Source organism: Rathayibacter rubneri (assembly GCF_023743255.1).
GTDB lineage: Bacteria > Actinomycetota > Actinomycetes > Actinomycetales > Microbacteriaceae > Rathayibacter > Rathayibacter rubneri.
Map to the genome: position 1 here is coordinate 1 of NZ_JAMRYM010000094.1, position 12921 is coordinate 12921.

Here is a 12921-nt window from a genome sequence, read left to right on the forward strand (position 1 = left end):
GGTGAAGGAGGGGGCATCGGCGGCGAGGCGTCGGGCGGTGGCGGGGTCGATGGGGCCGTGGCCGTCGAGGATGCCGGGCTCGTCGGAGCGCCCGAGGAGGGTCAGGACGGGAACCGTCACGGAGACCCGGGGGCGGATCCCGTGCGGAACGGCTGAACGGGGTCGTGGGCTGTCGGAGGGATCGACAGTCTCACCGTCGAGGAGCAGGACGGCGGCGACGTCGGCGCGCAGCTGCCCGAGGGTCCGCTCCTCCTCGGAGAGGTCCTGCAGGCTGCGCGCGGCGCGGTCGATCCGGTCGAACGCCCCGTGCGCTTCCGGGGCGGGGAGGTGCAGGTGGAGGGTGGCCATTCCGTCGAGGTCGCCGTCGAGCCAGACGCCGCGGCGGGCGGCGCACCGCGTGTGCCGGTCGGTGAGCGACTCCGGGTGAAGGCGTTCGCGCAGCGACCGCAGGCGACGCCGGAGCTGGGGAGGTGTGCAGTCGCGGGCGAACGCTGCGGCAGCCTCGTCGAAGCGGCCGCGCACGTCGATCGGGAGATCGAGCGCGGCCCGGATGATGACGCGGGCATGCTCGGGCGCGATCGCGGCTTCTCGCAAAGCCGTCAACGTCTCGGGAAGTTCGTTGACGAGCATCCGGCTCTCCTCGACGAGAACGCCGGCCAGGGACTCCGAGACCCGCATGCCCATGGCGAGCTCCGCGACCAGGGCCCGCATCGCGGCTTCCTCGCGTTCGACGTGCACCTGCACGCTCGGATCCACGAGGGCGTTCGGGAGTGTCATCGCGGTGCGGCGGGCGAGCTCGATCAGTTCCGCCCGCTGCGCTTCGGCTCTGGCGCGGAACGCGTCGACGGCGCACGCGGCTCCGACGGCGGCGACGAGAGCGTCGTCGAAGCACTCGCGCACGCTCGGGCCACCGCAGGCAGGTCGTGCTTCTACATCCAGGAGAACCATACGAGGATGAGACCAGGGACTACCGACACCACGGGCGCGATCGCGCCAGGCGGCGGCGGAACGCGCCAGGGGCGGTGCGGCGGCTGCTGGTGGACGTGGATCTCGATACGCCCGCTGCGCAGGCTGGTCGGTCAGCAAGAGGGCCGATCAGGGGGATGTGCTCGGCTCCGGGGCGACGCCCGCCGGTCGCTGCTCCGGCCCGGCGCGGCGGAGCTCGCCCGAGCGGCGGCTACCCTCGGTCGGATGGACGACAGGTACGGGCAGGACGTGCTCGCCGGGGACTGGCGGGCGAAGCACAAGGTCGAGGTGGCGGTCGTCGAGGCCGTGCGCGATCTGGTGGTGGAGGAGGTCGCCTCCGGTTTCGTCGGTGCCGTGCTCGGCGTCGAGATGCGGATGGTGCGGCTGGAGGACCGGTTCGGCAAGGTCCGCGTGTTCCCGATCGGTCCCGGCTTCCTCATCGACGGCAAGCCGGTGTCGCTGAAGGCGCCGGGTCTCAAGCGCGACGCGAACCTCGGGCGCGCGCGCTCCGCCTCCGGCTCGTTCCACGTCGCCGACGCGAAGGCGCGCGTCGCGCTGCCGAGCCGCATCTACGTCGAGGGCCGGCACGACGCCGAGCTCGTCGAGAAGGTGTGGGGCCACGACCTGCGCGTCGAGGGCGTCGTCGTCGAGTACATCGAGGGCGTGGACCACCTCGACGAGCTGGTCCGGGCGTTCCGCCCCGGCCCCGGCCGCCGCATCGGAGTGCTCGTCGACCACCTCGTCCGAGGGTCGAAGGAGTCGCGCATCGCCGACACGGTCGCCGCCGGGCCGCACGGTGCGCACGTCCTCGTCGTCGGCCACCCTTACATCGACATCTGGCAGGCGGTGAAGCCGGACCGCATCGGGCTCGAGCGCTGGCCCGAGATCCCGCGCTCGATCGAGTGGAAGCACGGCATCTGCGAGGCGCTGGGCTGGCCGCACGAGGAGCAGGCCGACATCGCCCGCGCCTGGCAGCGGATCCTGTCGAAGGTGACCACGTTCCGCGACCTGGAGCCCGCGCTGCTGGGACGGGTCGAGCAGCTGATCGACTTCGTGACGGAACCGGCGTGAGAGTCGCGGGCGCCCTCGCGCTCGACGTCCTCCTCGTCGCCGTGTTCGTCCTGATCGGCCGACGGAGCCACGAGGAGGGCGGGGAGCTGGTCGGCTTCCTGACCACCTTCTGGCCGTTCCTGGCGGGACTGCTCGCGGGGTGGGCGCTCTCGCGCTCGTGGCGCGCTCCCGACCGGATCGTGCCCACCGGGCTGATCGTCTGGGCGGGCACGGTCGTCGGCGGGCTGCTGCTGCGCATCGTCTCGCAGCAGGGCGTGCAGTGGAGCTTCGTGATCGTCACCGCACTCGTGCTGGGCGCGTTCCTCCTCGGGCGGCGGGCGCTCGCCCTGCTCGTGGCGCGGCGTCGGAGCCGCTGACCTCAGCCCAGCACCTGCACGCCGAAGTGCTGCGCGAACAGCGGCAGCATCAGGCTCAGCTGCAGCTCGGTCAGCGCCGCTCCGCGCAGGCCGTCGAGACCGCCGAGCACGTGCAGCTCGGCGCCGCGCAGATCGAGGTGCTCGAGGCGTGCTCCACCGAGCTCGAGGGAGCGCACGTCGCAGTCGACGAGGCGGACCCGGGCACCGGTGGCCCCTCCCAGGTCGAGCTCGTCGATCGTGCAGCGCTCGAGCAGGACGTCCCGGAGGGAGGCCCCGCGCAGGTTCACGTAGCCGAGCTTGCAGTCGGCGATGCGCACCTGCTCGAGGGTGCTCTCGTAGAGCTCGGCCGAGCCGAGCCGCGAGCCGAGCAGCTCGACCGAGCGCCACCGGCTGCGGGCCGCCGACAGACCGGGCACGTCGATCCGCTCGACGCGCGACTCCACGACGGAGGCGGCGCGCAACTGAGAGCCTGCGAGAGCGGCGGCGGAGATCACGCACTCGCTGATCGAGACGGCGGTGAGGTCGGCCCCCGTGAGGTCGACCGCGTCGAAGCGCAGGCCCTCGGCGTGCTCGCGGGCGCCGAGATCACCGGCGAAGCCCTCGGCGAGGGAGTCGAGGCGGAGGGGATCGAGTCGGGGAGCGGGGATCGCGGCGCGCATCCGGGGAGCCTAGCCCGCACCGCCGACGCGGCTCCTGCTCCGGCTCCCGCCCCCGGCGTCGGTGCGGCCTGGGAGGATGGAGGGATGAACCCGACGCTGCTCGAACGGATGCCGACGCCCGACGCCGACGGGCGCGTGGACGACGACGCCGTCTACCTGGCGTTCACGGAGTGGGCCGAGGCCCGCGGGCTTCCGCTCTACCCGGCGCAGGACGAGTCGATGCTCGAGATCGCCTCCGGAGCGAACCTGATCCTGTCGACCCCGACCGGCACCGGCAAGTCGCTCGTCGCGATCGGCGCGCACGCCGCGGCCCTCGCCTCCGGCAGGCGCAGCTTCTACACCGCTCCCATCAAGGCGCTCGTGTCCGAGAAGTTCTTCGCGCTCGTCGACGTCTTCGGGGCCGCGAACGTCGGCATGGTGACGGGCGACTCCTCCGTCAACTCCGACGCCCCGATCATCTGCTGCACCGCCGAGATCCTCGCGAACCTGGCGCTGCGCCACGGGGCGGAGACACCGGTCGACCAGGTCGTCATGGACGAGTTCCACTTCTACGCCGACCCCGCGCGCGGCTGGGCCTGGCAGGTCCCGCTCCTCACGCTGCCGCACGTGCAGTTCGTGCTGATGTCGGCGACGCTGGGCGATGTGACGGCGCTCGCCGCAGACCTCACCCGGCGGACCGGTCGCGAGACGGCGCGGGTGACCGGAGTCGAGCGCCCCGTGCCGCTGCACTTCTTCTACGAGATCGCGCCGATCCACGACTCGATCGAGGAGCTGCTCGCGACGAACCAGTCGCCGGTCTACGTCGTGCACTTCTCGCAGGCGGCGGCCCTCGAGCGGGCGCAGGCCCTCACGAGCGCGAACATCGCGAGCCGCGATCACCGCGATCGCATCGCCGAGGTGATCGGCGGGTTCCGGTTCACGACGGCCTTCGGCAAGACCCTCTCGCGGCTGCTGCGGCTGGGCATCGGCGTGCACCACGCCGGCATGCTGCCCAAGTACCGACGGCTCGTCGAGCAGCTCGCCCAGCAGGGCATGCTCCGCGTCATCTGCGGCACCGACACCCTCGGCGTCGGCATCAACGTCCCGATCCGCACGGTCCTGCTGACCGCCCTGACCAAGTACGACGGCACCCGGATGCGCCAGCTCTCGGCGCGCGAGTTCCACCAGATCGCCGGACGGGCGGGCCGCGCCGGCTACGACACCGCGGGCACCGTGGTCGTGCAGGCCCCGGAGCACGAGTCCGAGAACCGCAAGGCGCTCGACAAGATGGGCGACGACCCCAAGAAGCGCCGGAAGTGGGTCGCGAAGCGGGCGCCGCAGGGCTTCGTGAGCTGGGGCGAGCCCAGCTTCCGCAAGCTCGTCGAGGCGGAGCCCGAGACGCTGACGTCGCACATGACCATCACCTCGGCCATGCTCCTGAACGTGATCGCCCGCGGCGGCGACGCCTTCTCGAACGTGCACTCGCTGATCTTCGACAACCACGAGCCGTGGAAGCGGCAGCTCCAGCTGGCCCGGCGCGCACTCGGCATCTACCGGACGCTGCGCGAGGCGGGCGTGGTCGAGCAGAGCGTCGGCGCGGACGGCGTGGTGCGCATCCGGCTGACCGTCGATCTGCAGCCGAACTTCGCGCTCAACCAGCCGCTGTCGCCGTTCGCCCTGGCGGTGTTCGACGTGCTCGACCCCGAGTCGCCCACCTTCGCGCTCGACGTGATCTCGGTGCTCGAGTCGACGCTGGACGATCCGCGGCAGATCCTGGGCGCGCAGCAGTTCCAGGCGCGCGGAGACGCGGTGGCCGCGATGAAGGCGGAGGGGATCGAGTACGAGGAGCGGATGGAGCTGCTCGAGTCGGTCACGCACCCCAAGCCGCTCGAGGAGCTGCTCGACGCGACGTTCGCGACCTACACGGCGGCGCAGCCCTGGGTCCGCGACTTCGAGCTGTCGCCGAAGTCGGTCGTGCGCGACATGTACGAGCGGGCGATGTCGTTCGGCGAGTACACGGCCTTCTACAAGCTGTCGCGGTCGGAGGGTCTCGTCCTGCGGTACCTGTCCGACGCGTTCCGCGCGGCGCGCCAGACGATCCCGGACGAGATCAAGAACGAGGAGCTGCACGACCTGATCGAGTGGCTCGGCGAACTGGTCCGCCAGGTCGACTCCTCGCTCGTCGACGAGTGGGAGGAGCTGGTGAACCCCGCTCTGCACGACGCCGATCAGGCGATCGTGCCGCCGGCGCCGCGCCGCCTCACCGCGAACCAGCGCGCCTTCCGCGTGCTCGTGCGCAACGAGATGTTCCGGCGGGTCACCCTCGCGGCCCTCGACGACCACGAGGCGCTCGGCGAGCTCGACGCGGCGGCCGGCTTCGACTCCGACGCCTGGGGCGAGGCCCTGGACGACTACTACGACGAGCACGACACGATCGGCACGGGTCCGGACGCTCGCGGGCCGGCGATGCTGCTCGTCGAGCAGACGCCGACCGAGTGGCGGGTGCGCCAGATCCTGGACGACCCCGCGGGGGATCACGACTGGGGGATCTCGGCGAGCGTCGACCTCGCCGAGTCGGACGAGGCCGGCGCGGCGGTCGTCCGCGTCACAGCGGTAGGACGCCTGGACGGGGGACAGTGATCTGCGCCTGTCGATGCCTGCTCGGCGGCCCGCCTCCCGCATACTCGGGAGGGTGACAGGGGGGACGGGAGCGGGTGCGACTCCGCGCGAGCGGCTCGCGTGGGTGGACACGACCCGCGGGCTCGGCGTCCTCGCGGTGGTCCTCTTCCACGTCCTGATCTGGAACCACGACCTCCTGGTCGACGGCCGCTCGGCGGTGAGCGGCCTCTGGGACCAGGTCGGCGGGTCGCTCGGCCGGATCCGCATGCCGATCCTCTTCGCGCTGTCGGGGATGCTCGCCTCCCGCGGGCTGCTGCGCGGCTGGCGCGCCGGCACCGCACGGCTGCGCCTGGTCTCGAACGGCTACCTCTACGTCGTCTGGGTGGTGCTCTACGGCGCCTTCTTCGCCCTGCTGGCCCGCCCCGACTTCCCCCACTCGATCGACACGCTGCAGCAGTTCGCGCTGCAGGCGGTGCTGCCGACGACCACGCTCTGGTTCCTGTACGCGCTGGCGGTGTACCCCGTCGTCTTCGTGCTGCTGCGGGCGCTGCGCGTGCCGTCGTGGGGGATCCTGCTGCTGGGCGCCGCCGCGTGGTTCGTGGCGGCGGATCTGCGCGTGATCCTCTTCGGCGACGCCCTGCTGGCGAACTTCGTCTTCTTCGCGCTCGGCGTGCTGGGAGCGGAGCGGCTGCGCTGGTTCTCGCAGCCGCGTCCGATCGCCCTGCTCGCACCGCTGGGCGTCTTCGCCGTCGCGGTCGTCGGAGGTCGCGTGGTCCAGGGGCGCGCCGAGGACGTCCTCGGCTTCGTCGCGAGCGCGAGCGCGATCCCGCTGGCGATCGCGTGCGCGGCGCTCCTGTGCCGCTGGGAGCCGGCCGCGCGACTCGGATCGGCGATCGGCCGGCGCACGCTGCCGATCTATCTCATGCAGGTGCCGCTGCTCGGACTGCTGTCCCTCGTCGCGCACCCCGGGAGCACCGGGCTCGTGGAGCTCCTCCGGAACCCGCTGGCCGAGCTCGCCTACCCGCTCGTCGTCACGGCGGCGATCGTCGCGCTCTCGCTCGCGATCAGGGCGCTGCTGGCCCGGATCCCGACGGACCCGCTCTTCAGCGTGCCCGCGGCGCTCGTCGCACTCGCCAGACCCGCGCGCCGAGGCCGGCACGCCGGCTGACGGACGCGGCGTTCGGGCTGCGACCGGGCGCTCAGGCCCAGATCTGCGCGAGGTACTCGGCGGTGACCTGAGGGCTGCGCTCGTGCACGTCGTCGGCGGTCCAGTCGAGGATCGAGGGATCGATGGTCCACTCGCCCTCCTCGGGAGCGGCGCCGGTGGTCTCGTAACCGGCGACCGAGTCCGTCACGGACGCCCAGGTCGCGGCGCCCATCGGGCCGATGAACGTGCTGTCGACCGCGGTGCAGCCGAACTCGGTGCCGGGGCCGTTCGACGCGCCGAAGCCGCCCTCGGTGTCGGCCTCGTCGGGCAGCGGGAAGACGCGCTTGACCACGTCGGCGCCCACCACGAGGCAGTGCTGGTAGCGCACGCCCGACGCGGAGCCGATCTGGAAGGCGGTGTTGCTCGAGGCGAAGTCGATGCAGTCGATGCTCGTGATCTCGCCGTAGTAGTTGCCGCCCTGACCCGAGAACTGCACGGTGTCGGTGTGGGCGTTCGAGCCCTTCTCCTTGTACGCGGGAGCGGTCCAGCAGCCGATGCGGTAGATGAAGCGCAGGCCGCCGGCGCCCTGGGTCGGGGTGCGCATGCTCGAGACGTCCTCGTCGCGCAGCTGCGCGTCCGGGACCACGACCTCGACCAGCTCGACGTTCTCGGTGAACTCGACGCCGTCGACCCCGTAGACGTTGTAGGCGTTCGTCGTGATCCGCGCGAAGGCGGAGCCGCTGCAGCCGCTGGCGAGGAACGCGCCGTTCGTGACGATGCCGCCGAGGGCGACTCCGTTCACGCGCAGCAGCCGCCACGAGTTCGCGGTGGTGACCGTGCCGAAGCCGTCGCGCGGGTAGACGAGGATGCGGTTCTCGCGCTCCAGCGACCCCACGTCCTGCATCATCGGCGAGGAGCTCGAGCCGGCGCCGCCTCCCGGCAGCTCGCCCGGCGCGACGAGGATCCGCACCGTGTCGGACGGGCCGACCTCGGACACGGCGGTCGTGATGGCCTCGCTGATCGCGGCCCACGAGCACTCGACCTCGACCTCGAGGTCGACGTCGCCCGTGATCCACGGGGTGAGCGAGGGCCAGTGCGTGCCGTTGGGGCCGAAGGAGGCGACGGGCTCGGGCACGCCCGCGAGCAGGTCGAGCTCGGGCGCCTCGGCGTCCGGGTCGCCCGGGACGCGCACGGTGTCGGGTGCGAAGGCCCGGTACGCGGCGTAGCCCGCACCGCCGAGCGCGGCGATGCCGAGGCCCGTGCCGACGGCGCCGAGGATGACGGCGCGGCGGCTGGGCCTGCGGGGAGGGAGCTCGTGGAAGGACCCGTCGAACGGGTTCGCGTCGGCCGAGTGGTCGGCGTCGTCGGGCGGGAGGCGAGTGGAGTCGGCCAAGGGTGTCCAAACCGTCAGTGGGCGGTGCCGGAGGCGGCACGCCGCAGGTCCGGCGCGCAACGCTGTGCCGTGAGCGCCGCCGTCGGGCTGTCGGAGCGCTCGGTCTGCACCCTAGCAGCCGCGTCCGGAGGGACGCCCAGGGCTCTCCGGCGATCGTCGGTCAGCGGCCGCGGAGCTCCCGCTTGCGCATCTCGGCGGCGATGTCGTCCTCGGTGATCTCCTTCTTCATCGGCCCCCAGATCGCGGCGGCCTGCGCGACGACTCCGATCCCGATGCCCAGCATCGGCCAGATCGGCCAGAAGTAGCCGTCGGCGCCGCCCGCGATCCAGACGGTCGTGGTGATCGCCGAGACGCTCGCCCAGCCGCCCACGGTCCCGGCGAAGTCGCGTCGGCGCTTGATCTCGCGCACCGCCAGCGCCCGCTCGGCGTCCTCGACCCTCGGCACCTCGGGGACGGCGGCGGCCGATCCCGGGACCGGTTCGACGGCGGATCCCGTCGTGTCCCGTCGTCCTGCAGGATCCGGGGATCCCCACTCGTCGCTCATCCGGCCCCCTCCGTCCCGTCCAGACTACGCACGAGCACGGATCGGCGCACCGGCGCCCCTAGGGCCTGGTGAACACGATCTCGCGTGCTCCGCTCGGCCTGATCGCACGATCTGCGGCGTCGGAACCCTCTGTCGATGCCCGCATCGACCTTCGGCTTCCTCCTTGCAGCTCGCACGACCAGGCCGTGCTCGCGACGGCGATCTCCTGTTCAACAGGCCCTAGACGTGGGTGCGCTCCATGATGGCGGTCGTCAGCGCCGCCACCGGTTCGCGCGCGGCGGACGCGCTCTCCAGGAGCCGGAACTCGATGTCCTCGAGCTCGGGCAGGCCGAACCGGTCGCTGACGGTCACCAGATCACCGGGGATCAGCGAGCGCGGGAAGACGGCGATGCCGATGCCGGCGCGGACCGCCGCGAGCACGCCGTTCACCTCGCGCGTGTTGCAGGTGATGCGCCAGGTGCGGCCCGCGGCCTCGAGCGCGTCGATCGCGATCTGCCGCGAGACGCTCGGACCCCGGTAGGCGATGAGCGGCACCGTCTCGTCGTGCTCGAGGACCGTGTTCTCGTGCGCCACCCAGACCATGGCGTCCCGGCGGACGAGGCGGCCGTCCGTGGATCCCGGAGCCGTCTTCACGAAGACCAGATCGAGGTGACCCGCGTCGAGCCGGCGGCGCAGCGGCCCGGACTGGTCGACGGTCAGCTCCAGCTTCACCTGCGGGTGGAGCTGGCGGAAGTGGCGGAGGATCCGGGGCAGCTGGGTGATCGCGAGGTCGTCCGCCGATCCGAAGCGCAGCCGTCCCTGCATGGCGGTGCCGCTGAAGTAGTTCTCGGCAGCGGCGTGCGCGGCGAGGATCGTGCGCGCGAAGCCGGCCATCGCCACTCCGTTGTCGGTCAGCTCGACCTCGCGGGTGTCGCGCAGCACGAGGATGCGGTCCGCCGCCTCCTCGAGCCGGCGCACGTGCTGGCTCACCGTCGGCTGGCTGATGCCGAGCTGCGCGGCGGCGCGGGTGAATCCGCGCGTCTCGGCCACCGCGAGGAAGGTCCGGAGGAGTGCGGGGTCGTACACGGGTGCTCCTCGACGAGTCGCCTGCCATTGCGGGGGGCGATGCGCCGCAGGGCCCTGATTCCTCGAGCTTATGCCGAGCTGCGAGGACTCGGGAAGGCCCCGTCCGGTCAGCCGCCGGGTCGGGGCGCCTCCGGCTGGCAGTGGGGGCACCACCAGGTGCGGCGCCGTTCCGGATCGTCGCGGACCTCGGCGCGCACGAGGACGGTGGTGCCGCAGCGCAGGCACGGGCGGCCCGCGCGGCCCACCACCCAGTGCCGCTCTCCCGGCCGGGTGTCGCCGGTCGTGGTCTGGAACATGCCGGGGATCGTGACGGAGGCGCGCAGCGCTCGGGCCGACGTCGCGACGAGGGCGCGCACGTCGAGGGAGCCGATCGGGCGCCAGGGCCAGACGCCCCGGAGGAAGCAGACCTCATTCACCCAGAGGTTGCCCAGGCCCGCGAGGTTCCGCTGGTCCAGCAGCGCGGCGACGACCGGGCGGTCGGGATCGCGCGAGAGGCGGGCGACCGCTTCCTGGGCGTCCCAGTCGTCGCGGAGCGGATCGGGACCGAGGTGTCCGATCGCCGTCGCGAGGTCGCGATCGCGCAGGAGCTGCACCACCGGGAGCTCGAGGCCCCAGAGGGTGGCGCCGTCGTCGAGGCGGAGGCGGACGCGCACGTCCGGCTGCACACGCCGGGGGATCGCGCGACCGGGAGCGGTGACGGTCCAGGAGCCCTGCATGCGCAGGTGCGTGTGCAGGGTCCAGCCCTGGTCGAGGCGGGTCAGAAGGTGCTTGCCGTGGGTCTCGTGCCGGAGGATCCGCAGGCCCGCGAGGGCGGTTCCGGCGGCGTCTCCCGACCGGAGCTCCCCGTCCTCCACCACACGGCCGTCCGCCGCCCGACGGAGCCGGGCGGCGAGACGGTGGACGCTGTCTCCCTCGGGCACGAGCCGCACTCTAGGCGGTGCGGCTCGTGCCCTTCTCAGGGACGCCTGCTCAGGAGGCGGGGTACGCCTCCTCGTAGCTGCGCGTGGACCCGTCGCGCGCGGTGACGTCGATGGTCGCGACTCCCGCGTCGATCGAGCGCTCGTGCGTGGCGAAGGTCACGCTGAACGCGCGGCCGGGCTTCAGCTTCTTGGTGGACTTGGTGCCGTACTCGGTCGAGACGACGACGGCGACCTCCTCCGGCCCGTTGTTCACGGCCGTGACGGTGACCGTCGCGAAGGGCCCGCGCGCACCCGTCTCGGCGCTGGTCGCGACGTCGATGCTCGTCGTCGGGGCCTCGGGGAGGTCGAGACCGACGATCACCGGGTCGTGGTCGCTCGAGCGGAAGGCCGACGTGTCGTAGAAGATCGTCGCGTTGTAGTCGTAGCGGCTGTACTCCAGCGCCACGGACTCGCCGCTGTTGATGTTCCAGGTGTCGACTCCGGTGACGATCGCGTCGGCGGCCGGCGAGGCGAAGACGTGGTCGAGCGAGCCGACCGCGCCGTCGAAGGAGTAGGAGTACTCCCCGCCGTCCTTCGCACCCTGGTCGAGGTACCCCGCGTCGGTGATGACCCGGATCGGGTCCTCCTGCGAGTAGGCGTTGAAGTCGCCGAGCAGGTAGACCAGCTCGGTGGCCTTCTCGGCCTGCAGACGGTCGGCGAACGCGACGAGCGCGGTGGCCTGAGCGACGCGGGAGGCGTTCGAGGCGCCCTGGCCGTCGCCCTGGTCGGCGTCGGCGCCCGATCCGGAGCCCTTGGACTTGAAGTGGTTCACGATGGCCACGAACTCGCTCTCGGCGACGCCGATCAGGCGGAACTCCTGGGCGAGGGGCTTCCGCGCGTTCGAGAAGGCGGTCGAGTCGGTGAGGATCACCGATTCGCCGACCGGCTCGATGACCGCCTTCTTGTAGATGAAGGCCGTGCGGATGACGTCCTCCTCGGCCAGCGCGGGCAGCGCGGCGGGCGAGGCGACGTACGCCCAGACCTCCGAGCCGGCGGCCGCGTTGAGGGCGGCGGTCAGCGTGGCGAGGGCTTCGTCGCGCGGCTTGCCGAACTTGGCGGAGTTCTCGATCTCCTCGAGCGAGACGACGCCGGCGCCGAGCGAGTTGATCGCCGTGACGATCTTGGCCTGCTGGCGCTCGAGGTCGTCGGCGTTCGCGGCGCCACGGGCGTCGCAGCCGCTGTTCACCGTGACGGGGTCGCCGTCGCGATCGGTGTAGAAGGTGCAGCCCGCGACGGAGTCGCCGGTGGTGGAGAAGTAGTTCAGCACGTTGAACGAGGCGATCGCGACGTCGCCGCCCACGTTCTCCGGCGCGGCGGTCCGCGTGTCGGCGAACTCGGCCGGCTGCACCGTTGCGGCGTTCTCGACGGTCAGCTGCGTCGTCGGCTGGAAGGACCAGCCGTTGTTGCGGTAGTCGAGCACGACGGGGCCGGTGAAGGTCGCCGGGGCTCCCACGCGGATCGGCTCGTCGGGAGTGAGGTAGGGCAGCGGGATCGCCTTGTTGGCGGCCGACCCGAGGAAGTTGATCGAGGCTCCGTCGTCGAGCACGATCGCGCGCGCCGCGTTGTCGGCGACGACCGCCGCGAGCTCGGGGGAGCCCGGGCGCGCGACCTCGGTCGGGGTGAGCAGCGGCGAGGTGCCGACGGCGAGGCCGATCGAGCCGAAGCTGTTGAGGTCGAAGGTGTCGGTCACGGTGAAGGGGCCCTGCGGCGCGATCAGCATGCTCTCGAGCACTTCGCGCTCCTCGGCCGTGCGCGGCAGCGCGACGGCGGCCGGGACGACCGGCGCGGCCGGTGCCGCGAGGCGCACGACGGTCGCGGCGGAGGTGGGGGTGAGCTCCGTCAGTCCGTTGAACTCGCTCACCGCACCGGTGATCTCGAGGTGGTCGCCGATCGCGACGGAGCCGACCGAGGCGGAGGAGTAGACGAAGACCGCGTCCGAGGCGGTGCGGCCCGTCGTGCTCCCACCCGTGCCCGGGGTCTGGATGACGTAGCCGTTGTAGCCGCCGGAGGGGTAGCGGGCGGTGACGACTCCGGTGGTTCTCGACGGTCAGCTGCGTCGTCGGCTGGAAGGACCAGCCGTTGTTGCGGTAGTCGAGCACGACGGGGCCGGTGAAGGTCGCCGGGGCTCCCACGCGGATCGGCTCGTCGGGAGTGAGGTAGGGC

10 protein-coding genes and 1 pseudogene are annotated in these 12921 nt (G+C 72.2%); 4 read left to right on the forward strand and 7 right to left on the reverse strand.

The window, feature by feature from the left end:
• On the reverse strand, positions 1-948 hold a 948-nt coding region (locus tag NB037_RS16020), incomplete at its 3' end, for a DUF222 domain-containing protein (protein ID WP_251947489.1).
• 243 nt (positions 949-1191) lie between these two features.
• Here NB037_RS16020 and NB037_RS16025 point away from each other — a divergent pair.
• Together NB037_RS16025 and NB037_RS16030 are read left to right on the forward strand one after the other, a co-directional pair.
• Positions 1192-2037 (forward strand): DUF3097 domain-containing protein, encoded by an 846-nt coding sequence (locus NB037_RS16025; RefSeq protein WP_251947492.1) that lies wholly within the window; start codon positions 1192-1194, stop codon positions 2035-2037.
• Positions 2034-2393, forward strand: coding sequence for a DUF3054 domain-containing protein (locus NB037_RS16030; protein WP_251947497.1), 360 nt, complete (start codon positions 2034-2036; stop codon positions 2391-2393). Before NB037_RS16025 ends, NB037_RS16030 begins: the two co-directional genes overlap by 4 nt.
• Positions 2394-2395: 2 nt before the next feature.
• On the opposite strand, the gene NB037_RS16035 is transcribed toward NB037_RS16030, so the two are convergent.
• The gene (locus NB037_RS16035; RefSeq protein ID WP_251947500.1) at positions 2396-3052 is read right to left on the reverse strand and encodes a pentapeptide repeat-containing protein; all 657 of its coding nucleotides are present in this window, start codon (positions 3050-3052) and stop codon (positions 2396-2398) included.
• 84 nt (positions 3053-3136) lie between these two features.
• Between NB037_RS16035 and NB037_RS16040 the strand changes: the two genes are divergently transcribed.
• Both NB037_RS16040 and NB037_RS16045 read left to right on the forward strand, forming a co-directional pair.
• Positions 3137-5671 carry a DEAD/DEAH box helicase gene (locus NB037_RS16040; RefSeq protein WP_251947502.1) on the forward strand — a complete coding sequence of 845 codons (2535 nt, stop codon included), beginning with the start codon at positions 3137-3139 and terminating at the stop codon, positions 5669-5671.
• A 52-nt stretch (positions 5672-5723) separates the two neighbouring features.
• Entirely contained in the window at positions 5724-6818 is a 1095-nt protein-coding gene (locus NB037_RS16045) for an acyltransferase family protein (protein WP_251947505.1), read from the forward strand.
• Positions 6819-6849: 31 nt separating this feature from the next.
• On the opposite strand, the gene NB037_RS16050 is transcribed toward NB037_RS16045, so the two are convergent.
• The 5 genes and pseudogenes from NB037_RS16050 to NB037_RS16070 all read right to left on the reverse strand — a co-directional run.
• On the reverse strand, positions 6850-8190 hold the full coding sequence (locus NB037_RS16050) for a hypothetical protein (RefSeq protein ID WP_251947509.1): 1341 nt from the start codon (positions 8188-8190) through the stop codon (positions 6850-6852).
• A gap of 160 nt (positions 8191-8350) precedes the next feature.
• Positions 8351-8734 carry a 2TM domain-containing protein gene (locus NB037_RS16055; RefSeq protein WP_251947512.1) on the reverse strand — a complete coding sequence of 128 codons (384 nt, stop codon included), beginning with the start codon at positions 8732-8734 and terminating at the stop codon, positions 8351-8353.
• A 219-nt stretch (positions 8735-8953) separates the two neighbouring features.
• Complete coding sequence (locus NB037_RS16060; RefSeq protein ID WP_251947516.1) at positions 8954-9799, reverse strand: LysR substrate-binding domain-containing protein; 846 nt, start codon at positions 9797-9799, stop codon at positions 8954-8956.
• Between the two features lie 107 nt (positions 9800-9906).
• Positions 9907-10719, reverse strand: a complete 813-nt coding sequence (locus NB037_RS16065) for a DNA-formamidopyrimidine glycosylase family protein (protein WP_251947520.1) — start codon at positions 10717-10719, stop codon at positions 9907-9909.
• A 49-nt stretch (positions 10720-10768) separates the two neighbouring features.
• Positions 10769-12784: pseudogene (locus NB037_RS16070) on the reverse strand (ExeM/NucH family extracellular endonuclease); the annotation flags it as partial.
• Positions 12785-12921 lie beyond the last annotated feature (137 nt).

What these genes read in the sequence shown, in the direction of transcription:
- NB037_RS16025 (WP_251947492.1), top strand. Translation starts at nt 1,192, where the DNA reads ATGGACGACAGGTACGGGCAGGACGTGCTCGCCGGGGACTGGCGGGCG.
- NB037_RS16040 (WP_251947502.1), top strand. Translation starts at nt 3,137, where the DNA reads ATGAACCCGACGCTGCTCGAACGGATGCCGACGCCCGACGCCGACGGG.
- NB037_RS16035 (WP_251947500.1), bottom strand. Translation starts at nt 3,052, where the DNA reads ATGCGCGCCGCGATCCCCGCTCCCCGACTCGATCCCCTCCGCCTCGAC.
- NB037_RS16055 (WP_251947512.1), bottom strand. Translation starts at nt 8,734, where the DNA reads ATGAGCGACGAGTGGGGATCCCCGGATCCTGCAGGACGACGGGACACG.